The organism is Bradyrhizobium sp. BRP20 (assembly GCF_020194215.1).
GTDB lineage: Bacteria > Pseudomonadota > Alphaproteobacteria > Rhizobiales > Xanthobacteraceae > Bradyrhizobium > Bradyrhizobium yuanmingense.
The window spans coordinates 145,013-167,897 of the sequence record NZ_JADYVY010000002.1 but is presented as its reverse complement, the minus strand read 5'-3'; the positions used below and the strand labels follow the sequence as shown (position 1 = coordinate 167,897).

Sequence of the window (22,885 nt, the reverse complement as noted above, 5' to 3'; positions counted from 1 at the left end):
GCGGCGCAAGTTAAAGCTAAATCGCAGCGACTTGAAGTCCGCTTTGAATCCCAGGCCCTGAGGTCGCTGCCCTAGATCGTCACCTGCGTACCGACCTCGACCACACGGCCGGACGGGATCTGGAAATAGTCGGTGGCGTCGTTGGCGGAGCGGCTGAGCGAGATGAACAGCCGGTCCTGCCAGCGCGGCATGCCGGAATGGGCGGCGGGCTTGAGCGCCCTGCGCGACAGGAAGAACGAGGTCGACATGATGTCGAACTGCCAGCCCAGCTTGCGGGCGATCGCGAGCGCCTTCGGCACGTTGGGCGATTCCATGAAGCCGAACTTCAGCGTCACCTTGGAGAAGGTCGGTGAAATCTGCTCCAGCTTCACCCGTTCGGCCGGATCGATCCGCGGGGTCTGCGCGGTCTCGATGGTGAGAATGACGTTCTTCTCGTGCAGCACCTTGTAGTGTTTCAGACTATGCATCAGCGCGGTCGGCGCGCTGAGCGGGTCCGAGGTCAGGAACACCGCAGTGCCGGGCACCCGCTGCGGCGGCCGCTTCTCCAGCATCGCCACGAGATCGGCGAGCGGGAACTCGAGCTTGCGCGATTTCTCGAACAACAGCCGGCTGCCGCGCCGCCATGTGTACATCAAGATGATCATGACCGCACCGAGCGCCATCGGCACCCAGCCGCCCTCGAACACCTTCAACAGGTTCGCGCTCAGGAAGGTCAGATCGAGGAACAGGAACGGCGCAATCAGCGCCCCGGCGGCAAGCGCTGACCAGCGCCAGCCCTTCCAGACCACGACGAAGCCCATCATCGCCGTGACCACCATGGTACCGGTGACGGAGATGCCATAGGCGGATGCAAGCGCGCTCGACGAGCGGAACAGCAGCACCAGCAGCACCACCGCGACCAGCAGCAGCTGGTTGATGCGCGGAATGAAGATCTGGCCGGAATGGGCTTCCGACGTATGGCGAATTTCAAAGCGCGGCAGCAGCCCGAGCTGGATCGCCTGGCGCGTCAGGGAATAGGCGCCGGTGATGACGGCCTGGCTCGCGATGACGGTCGCCATGGTGGCGAGCACGACCATGCAGCCTCGGACGAAGCCTTGCGGGAACAGCTGAAAGAACGGGCTCACGATCGCGCCGGGGTCGCCGAGCACCAGCGCGCCCTGCCCCAGATAGTTCAGCGCCAGCGAGGGCAGCACGATGGTAAGCCACGCGGTCTGGATCGGCCGCTTGCCGAAATGGCCGAGATCGGCATAGAGCGCCTCGGCGCCGGTCACCGCCAGGAACACCGCGCCCAGCGTCACGAAGCCGACGATGCCATGGTGCAGCATGAAGTTCACGGCGTAGAGCGGGTTGAGCGCAAGCAGCACCTGCGGCTGCTGGGCGATCTGAGGGATCGCCGCCACCGCCAGAACCGTGAACCAGACGCACATGATCGGGCCGAAGAAGGCGGCAACGCGCGCCGTGCCGCGGGACTGCACGGCGAACAGGCCGACCAGGATCACAACCGTCAGCGGAACGATGTAGGGCTCGAACCTTAGCGTGACGTCCTTCATGCCCTCGATCGCCGACAGCACGGAGAGCGCCGGCGTGATCACGGCATCGCCGTAGAACAAAGCTCCGGAAATGATGCCGAGCAGGACGATGGTGGCCCCGCCGCGGCCGGTGCCAACCGCCCGCTGGGCCAGCGCCATCAGTGCAAGCGTGCCGCCCTCGCCGTTGTTGTCGGCGCGGAGCAGGATCACGACGTATTTGAGCGTCACCACCACGATGAGCGCCCACAGGATCAGGGAGAGCACGCCGAGCACGGCGGCCGGCGTCGGCAACCCGTCCGCGCCCGAGGCCGCCATCACCGCCTCGCGGAACGCGTAGAGCGGGCTGGTGCCGATGTCGCCGTAAACGACGCCGATGCTGCCGAGCGTCAGCGCGCCGAAACCGGCGGTGGTATGGGCATCGCCATGCCCATTTGCCGCCACCGTTTCCGGGGCGGGAACTGCTACGTCGCTTGTCATGGGAGAGCCCGATGGCCTCTACAATGCTTCACTGCACAACGGCGGAAGAGCGCGCGGCTTATAGTCCTGCGCCACCGGCATGGCCTAGCCCGATTCCGGGCCATAGCCATGCAAATCTGCATGGCTTCGCCAGTTGCATTCTAGATGGTGACCTGGGTTCCGACTTCGACCACGCGGCCGGTGGGGATCTGGAAGTAGTCGGTGGCATCGTTGGCCGACCGGCTCAGCGCGATGAACACATGATCCTGCCAGAGCGGCATGCCCGACTGTGCCGAGGCCTTCAGCGACCTGCGCGAGACGAAGAACGAGGTCGACATGATGTCGAACTGCCAACCCTGCTTGCGCGCGATGGCGAGCGCCTTCGGCACGTTCGGCTGCTCCATGAAACCGAAGCGCAAGCGGACCTTGGAGAACTTTTCGCTGATCTTCTCCATCCTGAACCGCTCCGACAGATCGACCCGAGGCGTCTGCGCGGTCTCGATGGTCAGAATCACGTTGTGCTCATGCAGCACCTTGTTGTGCTTGAGATTGTGCAGGAGCGCGGTCGGCACGAACGCGGGATCGCTGGTCAGGAACACCGCGGTGCCCTTGACGATGTGCGGTGGCCGCTTCTCCAAACTGCGGATCAGATCGTCCAATGGCACCTCGATCCGGCGGGTCTTCTGGATCAGGATTGCGGAGCCCTTGCGCCAGGTCCAGATCGTCCCTGCCATGACGATGCCGAACAGCAGCGGCACCCAGGCACCTTCGAGCAGCTTGAGCAGGTTGGCGCTGAGGAAGCTCAAATCGACGATGACGAAGGGGACGATCACGGCTGCGGCCGTCGCGGCGCGCCAGTTCCACAACTTCCAGATCACGACGAAGCCCATGATGCCGTCGGCGACCATGGTGGTGGAGACGGCAATACCGTAGGCGGAAGCCAGATTGCTGGGGGTGTGGAACAGCAGCACCAGCAGCATCACGCCGATCAGCAGCAGGCGGTTGACGCGCGGCAGATAGATCTGGCCGGCATGGGATTCGGAGGTGTAACGCACCTCAAAACGCGGCAGGAGCCCGAGTTGCACGGCCTGGTGGACCAGCGAATAGGCGCCGGTGATCACCGCCTGGCTCGCGATCACGGTTGCGGCCGTCGCGAGTCCGACCAGCGGCAGGACCAGGCTCTCGGGCACCATGCGATAAAACGAATGCTCGATCGCGCTGGGATCGGACAGCACCAGCGCACCCTGCCCGAAATAGTTGACTAGAAGCGCCGGCAGCACGAAAAACATCCAGGCCGACTGGATCGGCTTGCGGCCGAAATGGCCGAGATCGGCATAAAGCGCCTCTCCGCCCGTCACCGCCAGGAACACCGCGCCGAGCGTCACGAGGCCGATCACACCGTGCGACAGCACGAACTGCACCGCATAGTACGGATTGATCGCCGCCAGCACCGTGGGATCGTCGGCGATGTGGACAGCCCCCATCACGGCGATGACGGTGAACCAGACCACCATCACCGGCCCGAAGGCCGAGGCGACCAATGCGGTTCCCTTGCTCTGCACGGCGAACAGCAGCACCAGAATGAGCACGGTGAGCGGCACGACATAGTGCTCGAGCGCGGGGGTCGCGAGCTTGAGGCCCTGCACCGCCGAGAGCACCGAGATCGCCGGCGTGATCATGGAATCGCCGATGAACATCGAAGCGCCGATCACGCCGAGCGCGAGCAGGACCCAGCTTCGCCGCCCGAGCGCGCGCTGGCCGAGCGCCATCAGCGAGAGCGTGCCGCCCTCCCCGTTATTGTCGGCGCGCAGCAGCAAGAGGACATATTTGGCGGTGACGACGATCAGGAGCGCCCACAGGATCAGCGAGAGCACGCCGAGCACGATGACGCGCGAGACGGGCTCGCCATGGGCGGCGGCCTTGACCGCCTCGTGGAATGCATAGAGCGGCGAAGTGCCGATATCGCCAAAGACGACGCCGACACTCCCGAGCGTAAGGGCCCAAAAACTTGCGGTGGGCCGCCCGTCCTGGGTCTCGGCCTGTGTGATGCTCGCCGTCATGAAGGTGGAGAACGCTTCGTTCCTGAAATTGATCCGGCGCCTTTTGACGCTTCCGGTGCACCTGTCAATCGGCGCACCATCATAGCAGGCGCCGAGCCGGATGCTGTGACGCCACAGCCACGCTCATCGCCCGCGCGACGACATGCCTCAGGTAAGATGGTAGCGCAAGGGGGTTACGGCCTCAGATTCGGCGGCAGCGGCGGATCTTCGCGCATCAAGGTGATGGTCACCCGCCGGTTGGCTGCCAGCGAGGGATCGTCCGGAAACAGCGGCTGGGTATCGGCCTTGCCGGAGACGGCGAAGATGTGCGACGGCGGCAGGCCCTGGCGCTCGAGGATCTGGCGCACGGCGTTGGCGCGATCGGCCGACAGATCGAAGGCGCCATAGTCGCTGCGGGTCGGCACGAACCCCGCCGCGGTGTGGCCGGCGATGGAGACGCGGAGCGGCGTCGCCTTGAGCGGGATCGCGAGCTTCTCGACCAGGCGGCGGGTGCGGTCATAGGGCACCTTGGAGCCGTCGGCGAACATCGAGCGGCCGTCCTGGTCGACGATCTCGAGGTTCAGGCCCTGCTTGGTCTCCTCGAACATGATGTGCTTGGACATCTCGGTCAGTTCCGGCATGTCCTGCAACGCCTGGCGCAGCGAGGCTGCGGCCAGCGCGAAATTGCGGTCGACCTTGATCTTCGCGCCGGAGGTCTTTTCGCGGTCTTCCTGATCTGGCGTCGGCGTGTTGGAGGCATCTTCCGGCTGGATGTGGTCGACGTTCTTGAGCCGCGGGCGCGTCGGCAGGCCGTCGGATTCGACGATGCCGGAGTAGCGCGCCTCAGTCTGCACGCCGAACGCCTCGCGCATCGAGCCCGCGACGATCTTCAGCTTGTTGGCGTCTTGCGTGGAGAACGCGACCAGCATCACGAAAAACGCCAGCAGCAGCGCCATCAGGTCGGCGAAGGTCACGAACCAGCCGTGGCCGCCACCGTGAGCATTGCCGCGCTTCTTCTTGGCCATCTCTCAAAATCCAGGCGGCGGCCTCAAGCCGGCACCGGCTCGCCTTCGGTGTGACGATGCTTCTCCGGCAGATAGGCCAGCAGCATTTCGCGCACCAGGGTCGGGCTCTTGGAGTCGCGGATCATCAGGATGCCGTCGATGATCAAGGTGCGGTTGGTCTCTTCGTCCAGCAGCTTGCCGTGCAGCTTGTCCGCGATCGGCAAGCAGATCAGGTTGGCGACAACGGCGCCGTACAGGGTCGCCAGCAGCGCGGTGGCCATGAACGGGCCGAGCTTGGAGGGATCCGACATGTTGGAGAACATCTGCACCATGCCAAGCAGCGTGCCGATCATGCCGAACGCCGGGGCGCAGTCGCCGACGGCGCGGTAGATCTTGCTGCCTTCGTCGAGGTGCATCAGGAAGTTGTCCCGGTCGCGCTCCAGATTGTCGCGAATGAAATCGAGGTCGTAGCCGTCGGCAACATAGCGAATGCCCTTGGCGAGGAAGGGCTCGTCGGTCTCGACCTTTTCGAGTCCGACCGGGCCCTGCTTGCGGGCGATTTCCGCGATGCGGGCGAGCTCGTCGACAAGGTCGTGAGCCGACAGGCGGCTCAGGGTGAAAGCAAACTTCGCGCCCAGCGGCACGCCGTGGATCATCGCGGACAAAGGAAAGCGGATCATCGTCGCTGCGAACGAGCCACCGAAGATGACGATGACGGCGTGGATGTCGTAGAACATCCCGAACGTACCGCCCATCAGGATCAGCGACGACACAACAATGGCGCCTGCGACGAGGCCGACAAGTGTTGCGATATCCATGATCGACTCCAACGCCTACGCAACAACGGCCGTCCTGGCCGCTGGCGCGGCTCAACCCCGAACCGCATCGCAGACCCTAGAGCGCCGCCCTTAAAGGCGCGTAAAGGTTAAGTCTCGACGATGTGCCGCCTGCCGCCGCAATTTGTCCCGGTTGCCGTCCAGCGATAGGAATTTCAACCTTTCGCTAACCATAAGCAGGCGCCCACCACGTCACGTCGGCTGCGGCCCTCCGCCACATCGTGGACGGGGATCAGCTGGTGTCTGCTAGCGACAGGGCCAATCGCGGAGCCAGCGCGATGTTGATGCTATTCGGTCTACTCACGGCGCTGCCCGCGGCGCTGGCGTTCCACCTGCTCGAGCCGGAACTCGTGCTTCCGGCGTTCAGCGTGCTGCTCTTTATCGAGGCCGCCTTCGCCGTGCTCGCGGCGCGGTTGATGCGCAGCGCCAACAGCGCAGACGATATCACCCTCTGGGACCTTGCCGGCGGCTTCACCCTGATCGGATGCGCAGCCGCCGTGCTCGGAGAACCGGATCAAGTCGCCCTGCTTCTGACCGAGCAAGGCGGCATTCGGCCGTCGTCCGGGCCGTAGATTGCCCTAAAGCGCGATGCGATTAGGATCAATCGTCATCGCGCTTTAGGTTATTGTTTGAGCATGATCTTTTCGGAAAACCGCTACACGCTTTTCCGGATCACGCTCCAGCAGCCGTCAATGGATCTCCGCAGAGCGCTTCAGCGCGGCCTTGAGCTTCTCGAGCGAGAAGTCGGGACTGCGGGCGATCTCCAGGATCGGCGTCTCGCGGCGGCCGCACAGTTCGGCCGCCTCCGGCAGCTTTGCGGCAAGGTCGAGCGGGATCACGATGGCGCCATGCCGGTCGGCGTGGATGAGGTCGTCCGACTTCACGGTCATGCCGGCGACGCGCACCTCGCCGCCAAAGCTTTCCGCGTGCACCCAGGCGTGCGACGGGCCGATCGAGCCGGCCAGCGCCTGGAACCCGGGCGCCCATTGCGGGATGTCGCGGATCGAGCCGTCGGTGATGACGCCGAGGCAGCCGAGCGCCTTGTGCACGTTGCTCTGTACCTCGCCCCAGAACGCGCCATAGCCGACGTCGGGTCCGTCGATGTCCTGGATCACCGAGATGCGCGGGCCATGGCCGGTGCCGACATATTCGTAATATGCGATTCGGCGCCTGGACTGCTCCTCGGCCGGAAGCGATGATTTCAGAACCGAGCGGATCGTCACCGTGCGGGCATAGCCGACGATCGGCGGCAGGTCGGGAAACGGACAGACCAGCTGCTTGGTGGTGTAGCCGATCAGCCGCCGCTCGGGCGCCACGATCTCCATGGCGTTGCAGATCGTCGGCGTATCGTAACGGCCCAGCGCTTCGAGGACGGAAGCGGGCAGCGGCCCGGTCGCGGAATTGGTCACGGCGTTCTCTCCCAGGTTGGCGGCGATTGATTGCGCGATGCCGCCGGCACAGGGCGATATAGCCGAGATCGGATCTCGACCCAACTCAGGCGGGCTTCATGGCAGATATCCGCGAGGAGCGCTTTAGTGCAGTCGTCCGGGCCGATCGTCGTCTTGCGGCGGCTCCGACAAATTCGCCAGCGTCGGCGCCGAGGGCGGTGACGGGACCTCGCCTCCCGCCGGCGCGGTGGCTTCCATCGCGCGCGCCTGGTCGCGATAGGATTTGTAGCCGAGCGGCAGCGCGAGAAGGTACAGCACCGTGCCGATCGACAGCACGTGCCAGGGATAGGCGATCAGGAGCGCGATGAAGACGATCACGGCGACGAACGCCGGCAGCACCAGCTCGGGCGGCACGCGCATCCGCTTGGTCTTGCCGGAGAACACGGGCAGGCGCGACACCATCAGAAACGCGATCAGAAGCGTGTAGGCCGCGGTCACCGCCGCAGGTGTGCGCCCGACGTCGAGGAACGCGACATAGATCGGCAGCAGCACGGTGATCGCACCGGCGGGCGCCGGCACGCCGGTGAAGAAATTGGCGGCGAAGGCCGGCTTGTTCGGATCGTCCATGGTGGCATTGAAGCGGGCGAGCCGCAGGCCGCCGGAGATCGCGAACACCATGGCGGCGATCCAGCCGGCATTGCCGAGCTCATGCAGCTGCCAGAAATACAGCATCAGGCCGGGCGCCACGCCGAAATTGACGAAGTCGGCGAGACTGTCGAGCTCGGCGCCGAACTTCGACTGCCCCTTGATCATGCGCGCGATGCGGCCATCGATGCCGTCGAGCGCGGCGGCGAACACGATGGCATAGACCGCGAGCGTCATCCGTCCTTCGATCGACAGGCGGATCGAGGTCAGGCCGGCGCAGATCGCTAGCAGCGTGATGACGTTGGGCACCAGCATCCGCACCGGGATCGGTCGGAACCGCCGGCGGCGGACGTCGGGATCCTTGAAATCGTAAGGCGTCATGGCTCGTCCTTATCTCGAGGCGAGATATAGCAAGCCGCGCCGCCCTCCGCCATTGCGGCGGAACGCCTGCGAGCACCGACTATTGGTTAATTGGCGCGGAACGCGCGGCCCGGGTCGTCGCCGGCAAGGTCGGCCAGGATCGTCTCTCCGGCGATCGCGGTCTGCCCTTCCGAGACCAGCGCCTTGGTACCCACGGGCAGGTAGACGTCGAGGCGCGAGCCGAAGCGGATCAGGCCGAAACGCTCGCCGGCGCCGATCGCCTGCCCCTCCTTGACGAAGCAGACGATGCGCTTGGCGACCAGGCCGGCGATCTGGACCACGCCGATCCGCGCCGTCGGGGTTGTGATCACCAGCGAGTTGCGCTCGTTGTCCTCGCTCGCCTTATCGAGCTCGGCGTTGATGAAGAGGCCGGGCCGGTAGGCGATACGATCCACCCTGCCCGCCACGGGCGCGCGGTTCACGTGGCAATTGAACACGCTCATGAAGATCGAGACGCGCGGCAGCGGCCGGTCGCCGAGCCCGAGCTCGGCCGGCGGCAGCGCCATGGTGATCATGGAGACACGCCCGTCGGCCGGCGACACCACGAGACCCTCGCGCGCCGGCGTCACACGGACGGGATCGCGGAAGAACAGCGCGCACCAAACGGTCAGGATCGTGCCGATCCACCCCAGCGGCGACCACAGCCAGAACAGGAGCAGGCTCGCCAGCGCAAAGGCGCCGATGAAGGGATAGCCCTCCTTGTGGATCGGCGGGATCTGACGCTGGATCGAATCGAGAATGGACATTGCTTTTTGCCGGTCGGGGTTAATGCCACGGGGTCGTCGCGCGGGCTTGTTTAGGCCAGAGTTGGGACCGGAGACAAGGTCACTCCGCCGCCGCGGGCGTCGTCAGGCTATCATCGACCGGCGGCGGCTCCCGGTTGGGCGCGGCATTGGTGTCGGCCATCTTGGCCAGCTTCTCGCGGGCCTCCTCGGCCTCGCGCTGCCTGTTCCACATGCTGGCATAGAGCCCGCCCTGCGCGAGCAGGCTCGCGTGAGTGCCGCGCTCGGCGATGCGGCCCTGGTCCAGCACGATGATCTCGTCGGCGCCGACGATGGTGGAAAGTCGATGCGCGATCACCAGGGAGGTGCGGTTCTTCGCCACGCGGTCGAGCGCCCCCTGGATCTCGTGCTCGGTATGAGTGTCGAGCGCCGAGGTCGCCTCGTCGAGCACCAGGATCGGCGGCGCCTTGAGCACCGTGCGCGCGATCGCGACGCGCTGCTTCTCGCCGCCCGACAGCTTCAGGCCGCGCTCGCCGACCTGGGTTTCATAGCCCTTCGGCGCCATGCGGATGAAGTGGTCGATCTGCGCCAGCCGCGCCGCCTCCTCGACCTCGGCATCGGTCGCATCCCAGCGGCCGTAGCGGATGTTGTAGCGGATGCTGTCGTTGAACAGCACGGTGTCCTGCGGCACCATGCCGATCGATGCGCGCAGGCTGGCCTGCGTGACCTCGCGGATGTCCTGGCCGTCGATCAGGATCCTGCCGCCGGAGACATCATAGAGGCGAAACAGGAGCCGCGAGATGGTCGATTTGCCGGCGCCGGAGGGGCCGACGATGGCAACCGTCTTTCCGGCCGGCACTTCGAAGCTGATGCCCTTGAGGATGGGGCGCGCCGGCTCATAGGCAAAGCGCACGTCCTCGAAGCGCACCGTGCCGGCGGAGATGACCAGCGGCTTCGCGCCAGGCGCGTCCTTGATCTCGGCCTCGCGGCTGAGCACGCCGAACATCTTCTCGATGTCGATGATCGCCTGCTTGATCTCGCGATAGACCATGCCCATGAAGTTCAGCGGCTGGTAGAGCTGGATCATCATGGCGTTGACCAGCACGAAATCGCCGACGGTGTTGGTGCCGTTGCGCACGCCGATCGCGCACATCAGCATGGTCGCGGTCAGGCCCAGCGTGAAGATCACCGCCTGGCCTGTGTTGAGCACCGCAAGCGAGGTGTAGGTGCGGACGCTCGCCTCCTCGTAGCGCTCGACCGATCTGTCGTAGCGCTGCGCCTCGCGTGCCTCGGCACTGAAATACTTCACCGTCTCGTAGTTGAGCAGCGAGTCGATCGCCTTGGTGTTCGCCTCGGTGTCGGAATCGTTCATCTTGCGGCGGATGCCGATCCGCCACTCGGTCGCGACGTAGGTGTAGTACATGTAGAGCGTGACCGTGATCAGGGTCGCGACCACGTAGCGCCAGTCGAATTGCCAGAGCAGCACCGCCAGCAGCAGCGAGACCTCGACGATGGTCGGGATCAGCTGCAGGATCACCATGCGCACGATGACCTCGATGCCCTCGCGGCCGCGCTCGAGCACGCGCGTGAGGCCACCGGTCTTGCGCTCGAGGTGAAAGCGCAGCGACAGCTCGTGCATGTGGATGAAGGTGAGGGTCGCGAGCTTGCGCACCGCATGCATGGCGACGCGGGCGAAGATGCCGTCGCGCCATTGCGTCAGCACCGCCATCAGGATGCGCATCACGCCGTAGCTCGCGGTCAGCAGCAAAGGCGAGGCGATCACCCAGAGATGCCAATTGTCGGCCGCTACCGGCGCGGTGTTGGCGCCGGTCAGCGCATCCGTCGCCCATTTGAAGCTGAACGGCACGGTGAGCGTGATCAGCTTGGCGGCGAGCAACAGCACCAGCGACCAGACCACCCTCATCTTCAGGTCGAAACGGTCGCCCGGCCAGATGTAGGGCCACAGATGTGCCAGCGTGCCCATCAGCGTGGCCCCGGCCTGCGGTCCTGCCACGGAAGGATCAGGAACGTCGGCGCCGTCGAACGATTGAGGTTGGTCCATCAACAAACCCGAAGCCCGCCGGGTGCGGGCGCAACTGCGATTAACGATTTTCGCCCGTCATATAGAGCCTTCCCGATGCCCGCGCACCCCGCCAGATGGCGAATCTTCGATTGTTTGTCGCGATTTACCGGTAAATTCCCGGACGTATCGAATCACCGTTTGGGCTTGACGCCACTTCGCTGCAATGCATCATGGCACCAATGAGCACGATCAAAACCGTCTGTGTCTATTGCGGCTCCGGCCCTGGAACAAATCCCAACTTTATTGAAGCGGCGAAGGCGCTCGGCAAAGCGCTGGCGGAAAGCAAGATCCGCCTCGTCTATGGCGGCGGCTCGCTCGGCCTGATGGGCGCGGTTGCGACCTCCGTGCTGGATCACGGCGGCATGGTCACCGGCATCATCCCCGACTTCCTCCGGATGCGCGAGAATGCGCTGACGCGCGTGCAGGAGATGGTCGTCACGCCCGACATGCACGAGCGCAAGCGGCTGATGTTCGAGCGCTCCGACGCGTTCGTGGCCCTGCCCGGCGGGCTCGGCACGCTTGAGGAGCTGGTGGAGCAGCTGACCTGGCAGCAACTCGGCCGGCACGCCAAGCCGGTGCTGCTGGCCAATGTCGACGGCTTCTGGGAGCCGCTGTTCTCCCTGGTGGCCCACATGCGGCAGACCCAGTTCATCCGTGCCGGCCTCACCGTCGATATCCTGAAGGCGGACAAGGTCGAGGAGATCATCCCACGGCTGCGCGCCGCGGCGGCGCAGATCCCTGACGACCAGCGCGATCTCGCGCCCGACGTGGCCCGGCGGCTCTAAAGCATGATCCGGAAAAGTGTGAAGCGGTTTTCCGAAAAGATCATGCTCAAACAACAACCTAAAGCGCGATGACGATCCATCCTAATCGCATCGCGCTTTAGACCGACCCTATTCCTGCGGAAACGTCACCGCCTCGATCCGGTTGCCGTCGGGATCGGTGACGAAGGCGGCGTAGTAGCGCACGCGATCGTGCGGGCGGAGGCCCGGTGCGCCGTCGGAGGCGCCGCCAGCGGACAGCGCAGCTGCGTGAAACGCATCGACCTCGGCCGCGGTTTTCGCCCGCAGGCAGATGTGCACGCCGCTCTCCGGCGCGACACGCGGCATGCCCTCGCGCAGATTGATCCAGAACTCCGGATAGGCCTTGCCGAACCCGATCGTCCGCGGCCGCGTGACGAGGCGTGCGAGGCCGAGGGCGGCGAGCGCGGCTTCGTAGAATTTTGCAGCGCGGTCGAGATCGCTGACGCCGACGGAGATGTGGTCGATCATGGCCGTGCCCTTTCCCCATCCTCGGTGTCATCGCCCGGCTTGACCGGGCGATCCAGTACTCCGTGACAGCAGTAGATAAATCGATGGGCCGCAGCGTACTGGATTGCCTGCCTTCGCGGGGAATGACAGTCGTCGTGGGGGTTACGCCGGCGCGTCCGACTTCACGAGCTTGTAGATCACCGAATCCATCAGCGCCTGGAACGAGGCGTCGATGATGTTCGGGGACACCCCGACCGTAGTCCAACGATCGCCGTTCTCGTCCTCGCTCTCGATCAGCACGCGCGTGACCGCGCCGGTGCCGCCATTGAGGATACGGACGCGATAGTCGATCAGTGTCAGGCCCTCGATGAACTTCTGGTACTTGCCGAGGTCCTTGCGCAGCGCGACGTCGAGCGCGTTGACGGGACCGTTGCCTTCGGCCGCCGAGATCAGATGCTCGCCGGCGACGTCGACCTTGACCACCGCGAGCGCCACCGTGACGCGTTCGCCGAGCGCGTTGTAGCGCTGCTCGACGTTGACGTCGAACTGCTCGACCTCGAAATAATGCGGCACCTTGCCGAGCGTGCGGCGCGCCAGGAGCTCGAACGAGGCGTTGGCGGATTCATAGGCATAGCCGGCCGCCTCGCGCTCCTTCAATTCCTCGACGAGACGCGTCAGCTTCGAATCGCTCTTCTCGTAAGGGATACCGGCGCGGTCGAGCTCGGCGATGACGTTGGAGCGCCCGGCCTGGTCGGACACCAGCACCTTGCGGTGATTGCCGACCAGCTCCGGCAACACATGCTCGTAGGTCTGCGGATCCTTCAGCACGGCGGAGGCATGGATGCCGGTCTTGGTGACGAAGGCGCTCTCGCCGACGTAAGGAGCATGCCGGTTCGGCACGCGGTTCAGCATGTCGTCGAGCGTGCGCGACACCTTGACGAGCGTCGCCAGCTTCTCGGTGGTGACGCCGATCTCGAAAGCATCGGCAAACCCCGTCTTCAGCTTCAGCGTCGGGATCAGCGAGCAGAGATTGGCATTGCCGCAGCGCTCGCCGAGGCCGTTCAGCGTGCCCTGGATCTGCCGCGCGCCGGCACGCACCGCGGCGAGCGAATTGGCCACCGCCTGCTCGGTGTCGTTATGGGCGTGGATGCCGACGTGATCGCCGGGGATGTGCCTGGTCACGTCTCTGACGATGACCTCGACCTCATCAGGCATGGTGCCGCCGTTGGTGTCGCACAGCACCACCCAGCGCGCACCGGCATCGAAGGCGGCCTTGGCGCAGGCAAGCGCAAAGGCGGCGTCTTCCTTGTAGCCGTCGAAGAAATGCTCGCAATCTAGCATCACCTCGCGGCCGGCCGCCTTCGCCGCCGCGACGCTGTCGCGGATCGAGGCGAGATTTTCTTCCTTCGTGGTCTCCAGCGCGACGCGGACCTGATAGGCCGACGCCTTCGCCACGAAGCAGATCGCGTCCGCCTTCGCTTCCAAAAGGCCCGCAACGCCCGGATCGTTGGACACCGACCGTCCCGCCCGGCGCGTCATGCCGAAGGCGGTGAAGCGCGCATGATTGAGCTTGGGCTTGGAGCCAAAGAACTCCGTGTCGAGCGGGTTGGCGCCGGGATAGCCGCCCTCGACATAGTCGATGCCGAGATCATCGAGCATCGCCGCGATGACCTGCTTGTCCGCCAGCGTGAAGTCGACGCCGTTGGTCTGCGCCCCATCGCGCAGCGTGGTGTCGAACAGATAGAGACGCTGCTTGCTCATTGCCCCGCTCCGAGCGTCTTCTTCATGGTGGTGTTGGCGAGCCACTCATCGTTGATGGTGACGCTGTTGCGCTGCTGGGCGGTGTAGCCGCGCTTGGCGAAGAAGCCCTCCGCGGTATCGCTGGCGTCGACCGAGAGGCTCTTGGCGCCGCGGCCGCCGGCGAGCTTCTCCAGCGCGTCGACCAGCATGGTCGCGATGCCCTGCCCGGCCACGGCCGGATGCACATAGAGCATGCGGATGTGATCATTGCCGCGCAGCGAGGCGAAGCCGACAGGCGAGCCTTCCAGCGTCGCGATCAGCGTCAGGTCGGACGCAAGCCGCTTGCCGAACTCCTCGTCCTCGGCCGCCGCCATCCAGGCTTCCTGCTGCGCCTCGCTATAATCGTCGCCGGTCAACTCCTCGATGCTGGCGGCGAAGATCGCGGCGAGCATCGGCACATCCGCCGGCAGGAAGGGCCTCAGTGCGGGCTTTGGCAAAGTCTGTCCCATCGTCCTTACCACATCCCATAAAGCTTGAGCACGATCGCCACCGCGCCGGCGAGCAGCGCGATTTTCAGCGCGATGTAATAGAGCCAGTGCCGCGGGAAAGGCGTCTCGGGGCGCTTCATCGGGCGATCTCCCAGGTGGTGCCTTCCTTGGAGTCCTTGATCGCGACGCCCATCGCAGCGAGCAGATCGCGAATGCGGTCGGACTCGCCAAAGTCCTTGCGGCTACGCGCAGCTGTTCGCTCCGCGAGCAGGCGCTCGACCTCCTTGGCGTCGATCCCGCTCGCCTGCTGCTTGCGCCCTTCCCACTGCGCCGCGCTCTCGGAGAGGAATCCGAGCAGCCGCAACGAGCCCGCAAGACCTGCGATATCGTTGCCGCGGAGGCCGTGCAGCGCCGCGATCGCCTGCGGCGTGTTGAGGTCGTCGAGCAGCGGTTCGACCACCGACGGAGCCGGCTCGCCGGACACGACATCGGCCGCGACGCGATACCAGTCGTCGAGCGTCCTGGCGCTCTCCTCCAGCGACTTCATGGTCCAGTCGATCGGCGAGCGGTAATGCGTCTTGAGCATGTTGAGGCGCAGCACCTCACCCGGCCAATCCCTGAGCAGCTCGTGGATCGTGATGAAGTTGCCGAGGCTCTTCGACATCTTCTCGCTCTCGACCTGCAAGAAGCCGTTGTGCATCCAATAATTCGCCATGCGCTCGCGATGGAAGGCGCAGCAGGTCTGCGCGACCTCGTTCTCGTGGTGCGGAAACACGAGATCGATGCCGCCGCCATGGATGTCGAAATGCTCGCCGAGATGCTTCCAGGCCATCGCTGAGCACTCGATGTGCCAGCCCGGACGCCCCTCCGCCTTGATGCCGGATGGCGACGGCCAGGACGGCTCGCCCGGCTTCGACGGCTTCCACAGCACGAAGTCGGTCGCATCGCGCTTGTAGGGCGCAACATCGACCCGCGCGCCGGCGATCATCTCGTCGAGCGAGCGCTTCGACAGCGCGCCATAACGCGGCAGCGCGGAATTGGCCGCGTTCATCGCCTGCGGCGAGAACAGCACGTGGTCCTCGGCGACATAGGCAAAGCCGCCGGCGACCAGCTTCTCGATGATCTCGCGCATCTCGCCGATATGCTCGGTGGCGCGCGGCTCGACGCTCGGCCGAAGCGCGCCGAGCGCATCGACGTCGGCATGGAACTGCTTGCCGGTCTGCTCGGTGACCTTGCGAATGGCCTCGTTCAGCGGCAGGCCGGGAAAGTCGCGCGCGGCGCGGTCGTTGATCTTGTCGTCGACGTCGGTGATGTTGCGGACATATTTGACGTGCGCCTCGCCGTAGATGTGGCGCAGCAGCCGAAACAGCACGTCGAACACGATCACCGGCCGCGCATTGCCGATATGGGCGAAGTCATAGACCGTCGGTCCGCAGACATACATGCGGACGTTGTTCGGATCGAGCGGCACGAAGGTGCGCTTTTCCCGGCTCAGCGTATCGTAAAGACGCAATTCCATGACAACCCATCCCTCTCGGCCGGGCGTCCAAGGCTCTCAATGTGTTTGAGAAAAGACGGCTCCAGCCAGCGAATCGCTAGCTCGTAATCTCGCGGCAAATGGCGCAAATGGCGAGGAGACCGTTCATGCGGCCACATATGGGCCACCACGGGCCCCGGCGTCAAGGGCCGCGAAAATGCCGTTTTTGCCTCCGCAAGGGGCGCGGCCTGCCTTAAGGCTTCATGATCCCCTAACCATTTGAGGCCATTCTGGAACTGCAGTTCCCTGATTTTTTGCTCCGGTATTTTCATGCGATCCCTGCTCGCGCTCATTTTCGGCGCCTCGCTCCTTGCAGCACCTCAGGCGTGCGCCGAGACCCGCGTCTTCATCATCGCCGACCAGTGCCTGGCCAAGAACGACACCAAGGGCGACACATGCGGCGCCTCCGCCGCGCGCACCTATTGCCAGTCACGAGATTTTGCAAAGGCATCAGGCTATCGCCGGGTCGATCCCGACGAAATTACCGGCTCCGTCCCCAAAACCGGCACAAACTGCTCCCATGGCCATTGCGACGAATATGTCGCAATCACCTGCCAGCGCTGAATTCCCTCGGAGCTGGCGGACCTTAGGACCAGTTCGGCCCCTGAAACGACGTGACGATGCCGCGGGAAGCGGCTATTGGGAGGGCGCGCTTCGGCCCCCACCTCACTTGGATGATCACGCTGGGCCGTGACCTCGCTAGAATGGCGGATATGCCTGAATTCTTCTCTCTCCTCCGTGCCCGCTCCCTCCTTGCCTGCACCGTGCTCCTCGGCACACTCGTGCTCGCCGATGGCGCTTTGGCGCAGGCCGGCCCGCCGCCCCAGCCCGGCCAGAACGGGCTCGGACCGAACCCGATGTGCGTGCGGCTGGAAGCCCAACTCGCCGCGCTCGATCGCGGCGGAGGTGATGCCGCGCGCGAAGAGCAGATCCGCCGCTACCAGGATTCCCAGGCCAAGCAGCAGGCCGAGCTCGACCGTGTCACCATGCAGGCCAAGCGCATGGGCTGCGATTCCTCCGGCTTCTTCTCGCTGTTCAACGGCCAGTCGGCGCAGTGCGGCCCGGTCAACACCCAGATCCAGCAGATGCGCGCCAATCTGGACCAGATTACCGGCAGCCTCGAGCGGCTGCGCGGCGGCCCCGGCGCCAACCCGGAGCGCGACAACCAGCGCCGCTCGGTGCTGATGGCGCTGGCGCAGAACAATTGCGGCCCGCAATATGCCAATGCCGTGCAGCAGCAGGGCGGCGGCAACTTCCTCAGCAATCTGTTCGGCGGCAACAACCCGAACAATCCGCAGGCCATGCCGCCCTCCGATCTCGGCCCGCAATCCGGCACCTTCCGCACCGTCTGCGTGCGCACCTGCGACGGCGCTTATTTCCCGATCTCCTTTGCCACCGTGCCGGCGCGCTTCCCTGACGATGAGAAGACCTGCAAGGCGCTGTGCCCGGCGGCGGAAGCCGTGCTCTACAGCCATCGCAATCCCGGCGAGGATATGAACGCTGCGGTCTCGATCGGCGGCCAGCCCTACACGGCGCTGCCGACCGCATTCAAATTCCGCAGCGAGTTCAACCCGTCCTGCTCCTGCAAGGCGGCGGGACAGACCTGGGCGGATGCGCTGAAATCGGCCGACGACAAGGCCGCGGCCGAGCAGCAGGGCGACATCATCGTCACCGAGGAAAGCGCCAGGAAGATGCAGCAGCAACGGCTCAACAAGGGCGCGCCGCAGCCTGCCAATGCCAAGAAAGGCGCGGCTCCTGCGCCAGCAACTGCTGCCGCACCGGTCGCCACGCCACCCGCGGACGCGAGCCCCGCGCCGGAGAACAAGCCGATCCGCTCGGTCGGCCCGACCTTCCTGCCGCAGCAGCAGAAGTAGGCCGTCGCTCTGTCATGCTCCGCGCGGGCGTCCCAGCGCGGCCGTTCCGCTGTTACGGCTCGCCCTCGCGGCTCCACGGGAAGAGATTGGCCGGAAAGTCTGCTGCGTAGCGCCTGCCCTTCCGGGGCGGAAGCGGTGCATCCGGTGGGTTCGGATTGGGCTCGACCACCCGCCGATAGAGGTGCCAGGTGGCATGACCGAGCACCGGCAGAACGACGGCGAGACCGACGAAGAGCGGCAGCGAGCCGATCACGAGCAGAGCCGCCACGATGAGGCCCCATCCGGCCATCGCAACCGGATTCGCCGCCACCGCTCGGAGCGACGTGCGGATCGCGTCGATCGCCGTCGCATGACGGTCCAGCATCAACGGAAATGACACGACGCTAACGCACAATGCCACAACCGCAAACAGGAAGCCGACACCGCAACCGATGATGATGAGCGACCAGCCTTCGGGTGTCGTCAGCACGCGCGTTGCGAAGTCGGGTATGCTTGCGGCCGCAGCGTGACCGAAGATCGCGACATAGATTGCGTTCGCGGCACCGATCCAGGCCCCGAACAGGACCAGCAGGAGCACGCCGAGTTCGACCATGGCGCCGAACGACGGTGCGCGCAGCACCTTAATCGCATCCCATGCTTCGACCTCTTCACCGCGCTCGCGACGACGGCTGAGTTCGTAGAGACCGATCGCGGCAAAAGGACCGATCAAGGCAAAGCCGGCGGCCAGCGGAAACAGTAGCGGCAGCACCGAATAGCCGAGCACCATCCTGAACAGGACGAGACCGAGAACGGGATAAATCAGGCACACGACGATCGCGTGACTCGGCATCGCCTGGAAATCACCCCAACCCAGGCGCAGGACCTCGGTCAGGTCGGACAAGCTGATCTTGCGAATGGGATAGGAGGTCGCTTCGCCGAATGCGCGCCGCCTGATGTCGTGGGAGTACAGAGTGGCCATGTACGGACCCTCCCGTGCTGAAAATCGCGGTTTTCGACAACACGCGCTCTTCAGCGACGCGTGTCCGCCTGACGAGCAGGAAACGCGATGGGTCTGGTACGGCAACCCAGGTTCAGTAACCGAGCCTGGCCGGACGGAACCCGTCGCGACCTGCCCGGCAAGCTTAGCGCGCGCGGAGCACGACTGCACTCACGGTTGGGTGAATTGCGCACCAGCACGGATTTGTGCGTTGCATCACCCAAACCGAACAATGGGCACCGGATGCTTGTCGGTTTGCCAGCACCGGCAATCACACCAATTCGGGCACCTCTATTGCTCTATTGACGCCGGATTAGGCTGGGATCATTTTAGACGCAGACGCCCTTAGAGTTGAAGGTCGCGAGCGTTCTCTTGATTTCGCGATCGGTGGACTGGGCGAAGCAAGAGGCCGGCGATGGCATATGCCAAGAAAGGCCAGCCATCGCGACAGACATGAGCTCCGCCCGGGATTCGTATCCGTAGCCTTCGATGGCAAGGATGGATCAGGATGGCTGTCGCACTGATACTGCTTCTGGTCGCGATCGGCTCGGTGCTGTTTCACATCTACAGCCCGTGGTGGTGGACGCCGATCGCCACGAACTGGGCCTATATCGACCACACCATCAACATCACGTTCTGGATCACGGGCTTTGTTTTCGTCGCCGTGATCGCCTTCATGGCTTACTGCGTCTTCCGCTTTCGTCACAGAGAGGGAAGAAGGGCTGACTACAATCCGGAAAACAAAAGGCTCGAATGGTGGCTGAGCGTCGGGACCGGCGTCGGCGTCGCGGCCATGCTGGCGCCTGGCCTCGTGGTCTGGCACCAGTTCGTGACGGTGCCTGCGGATGCCACCGAGCTCGAGGTCATGGGCCAGCAATGGCAGTGGAGCTTCCGCCTTCCGGGCAAGGATGGGCAGTTGGGCACATCCGATGTCCGCAACATCGCTTCCGACAATCCGATGGGGCTCAATCGTGACGACCGGCACGCGCAGGACGATGTCGTGATCGAGAGCGGCGACCTGCACCTTCAAGTCGGAAAGCCGGTCAAGGTTCTCCTCCGCTCGGTTGATGTCCTGCACGATTTCTACGTGCCCGAATTCCGAGCCAAGATGGACATGGTTCCAGGCATGGTGACCTATTTCTGGATCACGCCGATCCGAACCGGAACGTTCGATGTCCTCTGTGCGGAGCTTTGTGGCACTGCTCACTATCAAATGCGGGCCAAGGTCATCGTCGACGAAGAGCGTGAATATCACGCTTGGCTGGAGCAACAAAAAACGTTCGCAGAATTATCGCCGGCAAAAGCCGTCGTGAAGACGACGTACCAATCCGGCAGCAAGTAGCAAGCTGCCGCCGAAGATAGATCGGGCGCAAGAGGCCAGCGCCTCCCCCCGATGGAACGACCGAGGAGGTTCTATGGTCGATGTTCCATATGAAGGGATCCCCGGCATCCCGCCTGCCGAAGTACCTGACGTCGAGCTCTATCATCCGCGGAGCTGGTGGACACGATATGTGTTCTCGCAGGACGCCAAGGTGATCGCCATTCAGTATTCGCTGACGGCCACGGCCATCGGGCTGGTGGCCCTGGTGCTGTCGTGGCTGATGCGGCTGCAACTGGGATTCCCCGGCACATTCTCTTTCATCGATGCCAACCAGTACCTCCAGTTCATCACCATGCACGGCATGATCATGGTGATTTACCTGCTAACTGCATTGTTCCTGGGCGGCTTCGGCAACTATCTGATCCCGCTAATGGTCGGCGCAAGGGACATGGTCTTCCCCTATGTGAACATGCTGAGCTACTGGATTTACCTGCTCGCAGTCCTGGTGCTTGCCTCGACATTCTTCGTGCCCGGTGGCCCCACCGGCGCCGGTTGGACGCTGTACCCGCCGCAAGCAATCCTTTCAGGAACGCCCGGGCAGGATTGGGGCATCCTTCTCATGCTCGCGTCCCTGATCCTGTTCATCATCGGCTTCACCATGGGCGGGCTGAACTATGTGGTCACTGTGTTGCAGGCGCGCACGCGCGGCATGACCTTGATGCGCCTGCCCCTGACGGTGTGGGGCATTTTCACGGCGACCGTTATGGCGCTCCTCGCGTTCCCTGCATTGTTCGTTGCCTCGGTCATGCTGCTGTTCGACCGTCTCTTGGGAACCAGCTTCTTCATGCCCGCTCTCCTCGAGATGGGCACGCTTTCGAAACATGGCGGCGGCAGCCCGTTGCTCTTCCAGCACCTGTTCTGGTTTTTCGGTCATCCCGAAGTCTACATCGTCGCCCTGCCCGCCTTCGGCATCGTCTCCGATCTGATCAGCACGCATGCGCGCAAGAACATCTTTGGTTATCGCATGATGGTCTGGGCGATCGTAGCCATCGGCGCGCTCAGCTTCATCGTATGGGCGCACCACATGTATGTGAGCGGCATGTTTCCGCAATTCGGGTACTTCTTCGCCACCACGACGCTCATCATCGCAATCCCCACCGCGATCAAGGTCTACAACTGGGTGCTGACCCTGTGGCGCGGCGACATTCATCTCACGGTGCCGATGCTGTTCGCCCTCGGCTTCATCGTCACCTTCGTGAACGGCGGGCTCACCGGCCTCTTCCTCGGCAACGTCGTCGTGGACGTGCCCCTCTCGGATACCATGTTCGTGGTCGCCCATTTCCACATGGTGATGGGCGTGGCGCCGATCATGGTCGTGCTCGGCGCGATCTATCATTGGTACCCAAAGGTCACGGGGCGGATGCTGAACGAGGCCATGGGCAAGTTTCACTTCTGGGTCACCTTCCTCGGCGCCTACCTGATCTTCTTCCCCATGCACTATCTTGGACTGCTCGGGGTCCCGCGCCGGTATTTCGAACTCCTGGATACGACGTTCATCCCGTCCTCGGCCCATTCACTCAACGCCTTCATCTCCGTGGTGGCCTTGATCGTCGGCTTTAGCCAGATGGTGTTCCTGTTCAACCTTGTCTGGAGCCTGTTCAAAGGTGAGGCCTCAGGCGGCAATCCGTGGCGGGCGACGACGCTGGAGTGGCAGACGCCGGAGACGCCCCCGGCGCACGGCAACTGGGGCAAGGAGCTCCCTGTCGTGTACCGCTGGGCCTATGATTACAGTGTGCCCGGTGCCGCGGAGGACTTCATTCCGCAGAACCAGCCGCCGCGCGCGACTCAGCTCGTTCAGGGAGCTGCTTCGTGAGCGCCATCATCCTGTTCCTGGCTGTGCTTGCGGTGATCGCCGGATGGTGGCTGTCGCAGCAGCGCCTGACGGCCAAGCCCTGGCTGGAGGAAGGCCCGGCCGGTGACTTCCCCGGCGGCGATGCCATGACCTGGCCGGCAGCGAAGATCGGACTTGGCGTGTTTCTCGCGGTCGCGAGCGCCTTGTTCATCCTCTTCATCAGCGCCTACTCGATGCGCATGAGCGTGGTGGACTGGCGGCCGCTGCCGGTGCCGCGGCTGCTGTGGGTCAACACGGGCGTCCTGGTCCTGAGCAGTGTCGCGCTGCAATGGTCTTACGTGGCCGCGCGCCGACACAATACCGAAGGCGTCATGATCGGTCTGCTCGCGGGCGGAGCATCTGCCGTGATCTTCCTCGCCGGGCAGCTCCTGGCCTGGCAACGGCTCGGGGCTGCGGGATATTTCGTGGCGTCCAATCCATCGAATTCCTTCTTCTACCTGTTGACCGCAGTGCACGGGCTGCACCTGACGGGCGGTCTGGTGGCCTTGGGCCGAACCTCGGCCAAGATGTGGCGCGGCGCCGAGATCGCCGACATGCGCTTGAGCGTGGAGCTGTGCGCCATCTACTGGCACTTCCTGCTGTTGGTCTGGCTTGTCCTGCTCGGTCTTCTCACCGGCTGGACCGACGATTTCATCGACATCTGCCGCCAATTGCTGAGCTAGGAG

At 64.4% G+C, this 22,885-nt stretch carries 20 protein-coding genes; 7 read left to right on the top strand and 13 right to left on the bottom strand.

All coding sequences use genetic code 11. From position 1 onward, the window contains the following. Positions 1–71: 71 nt before the first annotated feature. The 4 genes from I6F33_RS05350 to I6F33_RS05335 all read right to left on the bottom strand — a co-directional run bounded on the left by I6F33_RS05350 (position 72) and on the right by I6F33_RS05335 (position 5,846). Positions 72–2,006 carry a potassium transporter Kup gene (locus tag I6F33_RS05350; protein ID WP_225141434.1) on the bottom strand — a complete coding sequence of 645 codons (1,935 nt, stop codon included), beginning with the start codon at positions 2,004–2,006 and terminating at the stop codon, positions 72–74. A 140-nt stretch (positions 2,007–2,146) separates the two neighbouring features. After that, positions 2,147–4,045 carry a potassium transporter Kup gene (locus tag I6F33_RS05345; RefSeq protein WP_036001442.1) on the bottom strand — a complete coding sequence of 633 codons (1,899 nt, stop codon included), beginning with the start codon at positions 4,043–4,045 and terminating at the stop codon, positions 2,147–2,149. A gap of 173 nt (positions 4,046–4,218) precedes the next feature. Beyond that, positions 4,219–5,049, bottom strand: a complete 831-nt coding sequence (locus I6F33_RS05340) for a flagellar motor protein MotB (protein WP_036001445.1) — start codon at positions 5,047–5,049, stop codon at positions 4,219–4,221. A 23-nt stretch (positions 5,050–5,072) separates the two neighbouring features. Then, positions 5,073–5,846, bottom strand: coding sequence for a motility protein A (locus I6F33_RS05335; RefSeq protein WP_036001447.1), 774 nt, complete (start codon positions 5,844–5,846; stop codon positions 5,073–5,075). A 296-nt stretch (positions 5,847–6,142) separates the two neighbouring features. Here I6F33_RS05335 and I6F33_RS05330 point away from each other — a divergent pair, with 296 nt between their 5' ends. Beyond that, entirely contained in the window at positions 6,143–6,436 is a 294-nt protein-coding gene (locus I6F33_RS05330) for a hypothetical protein (protein ID WP_036001448.1), read from the top strand. A gap of 117 nt (positions 6,437–6,553) precedes the next feature. On the opposite strand, the gene I6F33_RS05325 is transcribed toward I6F33_RS05330, so the two are convergent. The 4 genes from I6F33_RS05325 to I6F33_RS05310 form a co-directional block, all read right to left on the bottom strand. After that, positions 6,554–7,273 carry an RraA family protein gene (locus tag I6F33_RS05325; RefSeq protein ID WP_036034447.1) on the bottom strand — a complete coding sequence of 240 codons (720 nt, stop codon included), beginning with the start codon at positions 7,271–7,273 and terminating at the stop codon, positions 6,554–6,556. A 123-nt stretch (positions 7,274–7,396) separates the two neighbouring features. Next, entirely contained in the window at positions 7,397–8,278 is an 882-nt protein-coding gene (locus I6F33_RS05320) for a phosphatidylcholine/phosphatidylserine synthase (RefSeq protein ID WP_036001453.1), read from the bottom strand. Positions 8,279–8,364: 86 nt separating this feature from the next. Beyond that, positions 8,365–9,087, bottom strand: coding sequence for a phosphatidylserine decarboxylase (locus I6F33_RS05315; protein WP_225112817.1), 723 nt, complete (start codon positions 9,085–9,087; stop codon positions 8,365–8,367). A 55-nt stretch (positions 9,088–9,142) separates the two neighbouring features. Beyond that, complete coding sequence (locus I6F33_RS05310; RefSeq protein ID WP_225141432.1) at positions 9,143–11,101, bottom strand: ABC transporter ATP-binding protein/permease; 1,959 nt, start codon at positions 11,099–11,101, stop codon at positions 9,143–9,145. Positions 11,102–11,301: 200 nt separating this feature from the next. Here I6F33_RS05310 and I6F33_RS05305 point away from each other — a divergent pair, with 200 nt between their 5' ends. Further along, positions 11,302–11,907, top strand: a complete 606-nt coding sequence (locus I6F33_RS05305) for a TIGR00730 family Rossman fold protein (RefSeq protein ID WP_025035586.1) — start codon at positions 11,302–11,304, stop codon at positions 11,905–11,907. A 108-nt stretch (positions 11,908–12,015) separates the two neighbouring features. Here the strand turns inward: I6F33_RS05305 and I6F33_RS05300 are convergent, their stop codons facing one another. The 4 genes from I6F33_RS05300 to cysS form a co-directional block, all read right to left on the bottom strand. Continuing rightward, entirely contained in the window at positions 12,016–12,393 is a 378-nt protein-coding gene (locus tag I6F33_RS05300) for a VOC family protein (RefSeq protein WP_157282317.1), read from the bottom strand. Positions 12,394–12,534: 141 nt separating this feature from the next. Continuing rightward, the gene (gene cimA / locus I6F33_RS05295; protein WP_225141430.1) at positions 12,535–14,133 is read right to left on the bottom strand and encodes a citramalate synthase; all 1,599 of its coding nucleotides are present in this window, start codon (positions 14,131–14,133) and stop codon (positions 12,535–12,537) included. Next, positions 14,130–14,621, bottom strand: a complete 492-nt coding sequence (locus I6F33_RS05290; RefSeq protein WP_036001471.1) for a GNAT family N-acetyltransferase — start codon at positions 14,619–14,621, stop codon at positions 14,130–14,132. The genes cimA and I6F33_RS05290 overlap by 4 nt, the downstream gene beginning before the upstream one ends. 115 nt (positions 14,622–14,736) lie before the next feature. After that, complete coding sequence (gene cysS, locus I6F33_RS05285) at positions 14,737–16,119, bottom strand: cysteine--tRNA ligase (protein WP_225141428.1); 1,383 nt, start codon at positions 16,117–16,119, stop codon at positions 14,737–14,739. A gap of 288 nt (positions 16,120–16,407) precedes the next feature. On the opposite strand from cysS, the gene I6F33_RS05280 reads away from it, so the two are divergent. Then, positions 16,408–16,701 (top strand): hypothetical protein, encoded by a 294-nt coding sequence (locus I6F33_RS05280; RefSeq protein WP_225141425.1) that lies wholly within the window; start codon positions 16,408–16,410, stop codon positions 16,699–16,701. Between the two features lie 140 nt (positions 16,702–16,841). Continuing rightward, complete coding sequence (locus tag I6F33_RS05275) at positions 16,842–18,011, top strand: DUF2865 domain-containing protein (RefSeq protein WP_225112797.1); 1,170 nt, start codon at positions 16,842–16,844, stop codon at positions 18,009–18,011. A 52-nt stretch (positions 18,012–18,063) separates the two neighbouring features. On the opposite strand, the gene I6F33_RS05270 is transcribed toward I6F33_RS05275, so the two are convergent. Beyond that, positions 18,064–18,969: a DUF2189 domain-containing protein gene (locus tag I6F33_RS05270; RefSeq protein ID WP_036001493.1), complete on the bottom strand. Its 906-nt coding sequence runs from the start codon at positions 18,967–18,969 to the stop codon at positions 18,064–18,066. Positions 18,970–19,495: 526 nt separating this feature from the next. On the opposite strand from I6F33_RS05270, the gene I6F33_RS05265 reads away from it, so the two are divergent. The 3 genes from I6F33_RS05265 to I6F33_RS05255 all read left to right on the top strand — a co-directional run bounded on the left by I6F33_RS05265 (position 19,496) and on the right by I6F33_RS05255 (position 22,882). After that, a complete protein-coding gene (locus I6F33_RS05265; protein WP_109144140.1) occupies positions 19,496–20,329 on the top strand; it encodes a cytochrome c oxidase subunit II in 834 nt (277 codons plus the stop codon). A gap of 73 nt (positions 20,330–20,402) precedes the next feature. Then, on the top strand, positions 20,403–22,181 hold the full coding sequence (locus I6F33_RS05260; protein ID WP_036001499.1) for a cbb3-type cytochrome c oxidase subunit I: 1,779 nt from the start codon (positions 20,403–20,405) through the stop codon (positions 22,179–22,181). Beyond that, positions 22,178–22,882, top strand: a complete 705-nt coding sequence (locus I6F33_RS05255) for a cytochrome c oxidase subunit 3 (protein WP_225141423.1) — start codon at positions 22,178–22,180, stop codon at positions 22,880–22,882. Before I6F33_RS05260 ends, I6F33_RS05255 begins: the two co-directional genes overlap by 4 nt. Positions 22,883–22,885: the final 3 nt, after the last annotated feature.

Bases quoted from the DNA above. Each gene is read 5' to 3' on its own strand.
- I6F33_RS05350 (WP_225141434.1), bottom strand. From the start codon at position 2,006: ATGACAAGCGACGTAGCAGTTCCCGCCCCGGAAACGGTGGCGGCAAAT.
- I6F33_RS05345 (WP_036001442.1), bottom strand. From the start codon at position 4,045: ATGACGGCGAGCATCACACAGGCCGAGACCCAGGACGGGCGGCCCACC.
- I6F33_RS05340 (WP_036001445.1), bottom strand. From the start codon at position 5,049: ATGGCCAAGAAGAAGCGCGGCAATGCTCACGGTGGCGGCCACGGCTGG.
- I6F33_RS05335 (WP_036001447.1), bottom strand. From the start codon at position 5,846: ATGGATATCGCAACACTTGTCGGCCTCGTCGCAGGCGCCATTGTTGTG.
- I6F33_RS05330 (WP_036001448.1), top strand. From the start codon at position 6,143: ATGTTGATGCTATTCGGTCTACTCACGGCGCTGCCCGCGGCGCTGGCG.
- I6F33_RS05320 (WP_036001453.1), bottom strand. From the start codon at position 8,278: ATGACGCCTTACGATTTCAAGGATCCCGACGTCCGCCGCCGGCGGTTC.
- I6F33_RS05310 (WP_225141432.1), bottom strand. From the start codon at position 11,101: ATGGACCAACCTCAATCGTTCGACGGCGCCGACGTTCCTGATCCTTCC.
- I6F33_RS05305 (WP_025035586.1), top strand. From the start codon at position 11,302: ATGAGCACGATCAAAACCGTCTGTGTCTATTGCGGCTCCGGCCCTGGA.
- I6F33_RS05300 (WP_157282317.1), bottom strand. From the start codon at position 12,393: ATGATCGACCACATCTCCGTCGGCGTCAGCGATCTCGACCGCGCTGCA.
- cimA (WP_225141430.1), bottom strand. From the start codon at position 14,133: ATGAGCAAGCAGCGTCTCTATCTGTTCGACACCACGCTGCGCGATGGG.
- I6F33_RS05290 (WP_036001471.1), bottom strand. From the start codon at position 14,621: ATGGGACAGACTTTGCCAAAGCCCGCACTGAGGCCCTTCCTGCCGGCG.
- cysS (WP_225141428.1), bottom strand. From the start codon at position 16,119: ATGGAATTGCGTCTTTACGATACGCTGAGCCGGGAAAAGCGCACCTTC.
- I6F33_RS05280 (WP_225141425.1), top strand. From the start codon at position 16,408: ATGCGATCCCTGCTCGCGCTCATTTTCGGCGCCTCGCTCCTTGCAGCA.
- I6F33_RS05275 (WP_225112797.1), top strand. From the start codon at position 16,842: ATGGCGGATATGCCTGAATTCTTCTCTCTCCTCCGTGCCCGCTCCCTC.
- I6F33_RS05270 (WP_036001493.1), bottom strand. From the start codon at position 18,969: ATGGCCACTCTGTACTCCCACGACATCAGGCGGCGCGCATTCGGCGAA.
- I6F33_RS05265 (WP_109144140.1), top strand. From the start codon at position 19,496: ATGGCTGTCGCACTGATACTGCTTCTGGTCGCGATCGGCTCGGTGCTG.
- I6F33_RS05260 (WP_036001499.1), top strand. From the start codon at position 20,403: ATGGTCGATGTTCCATATGAAGGGATCCCCGGCATCCCGCCTGCCGAA.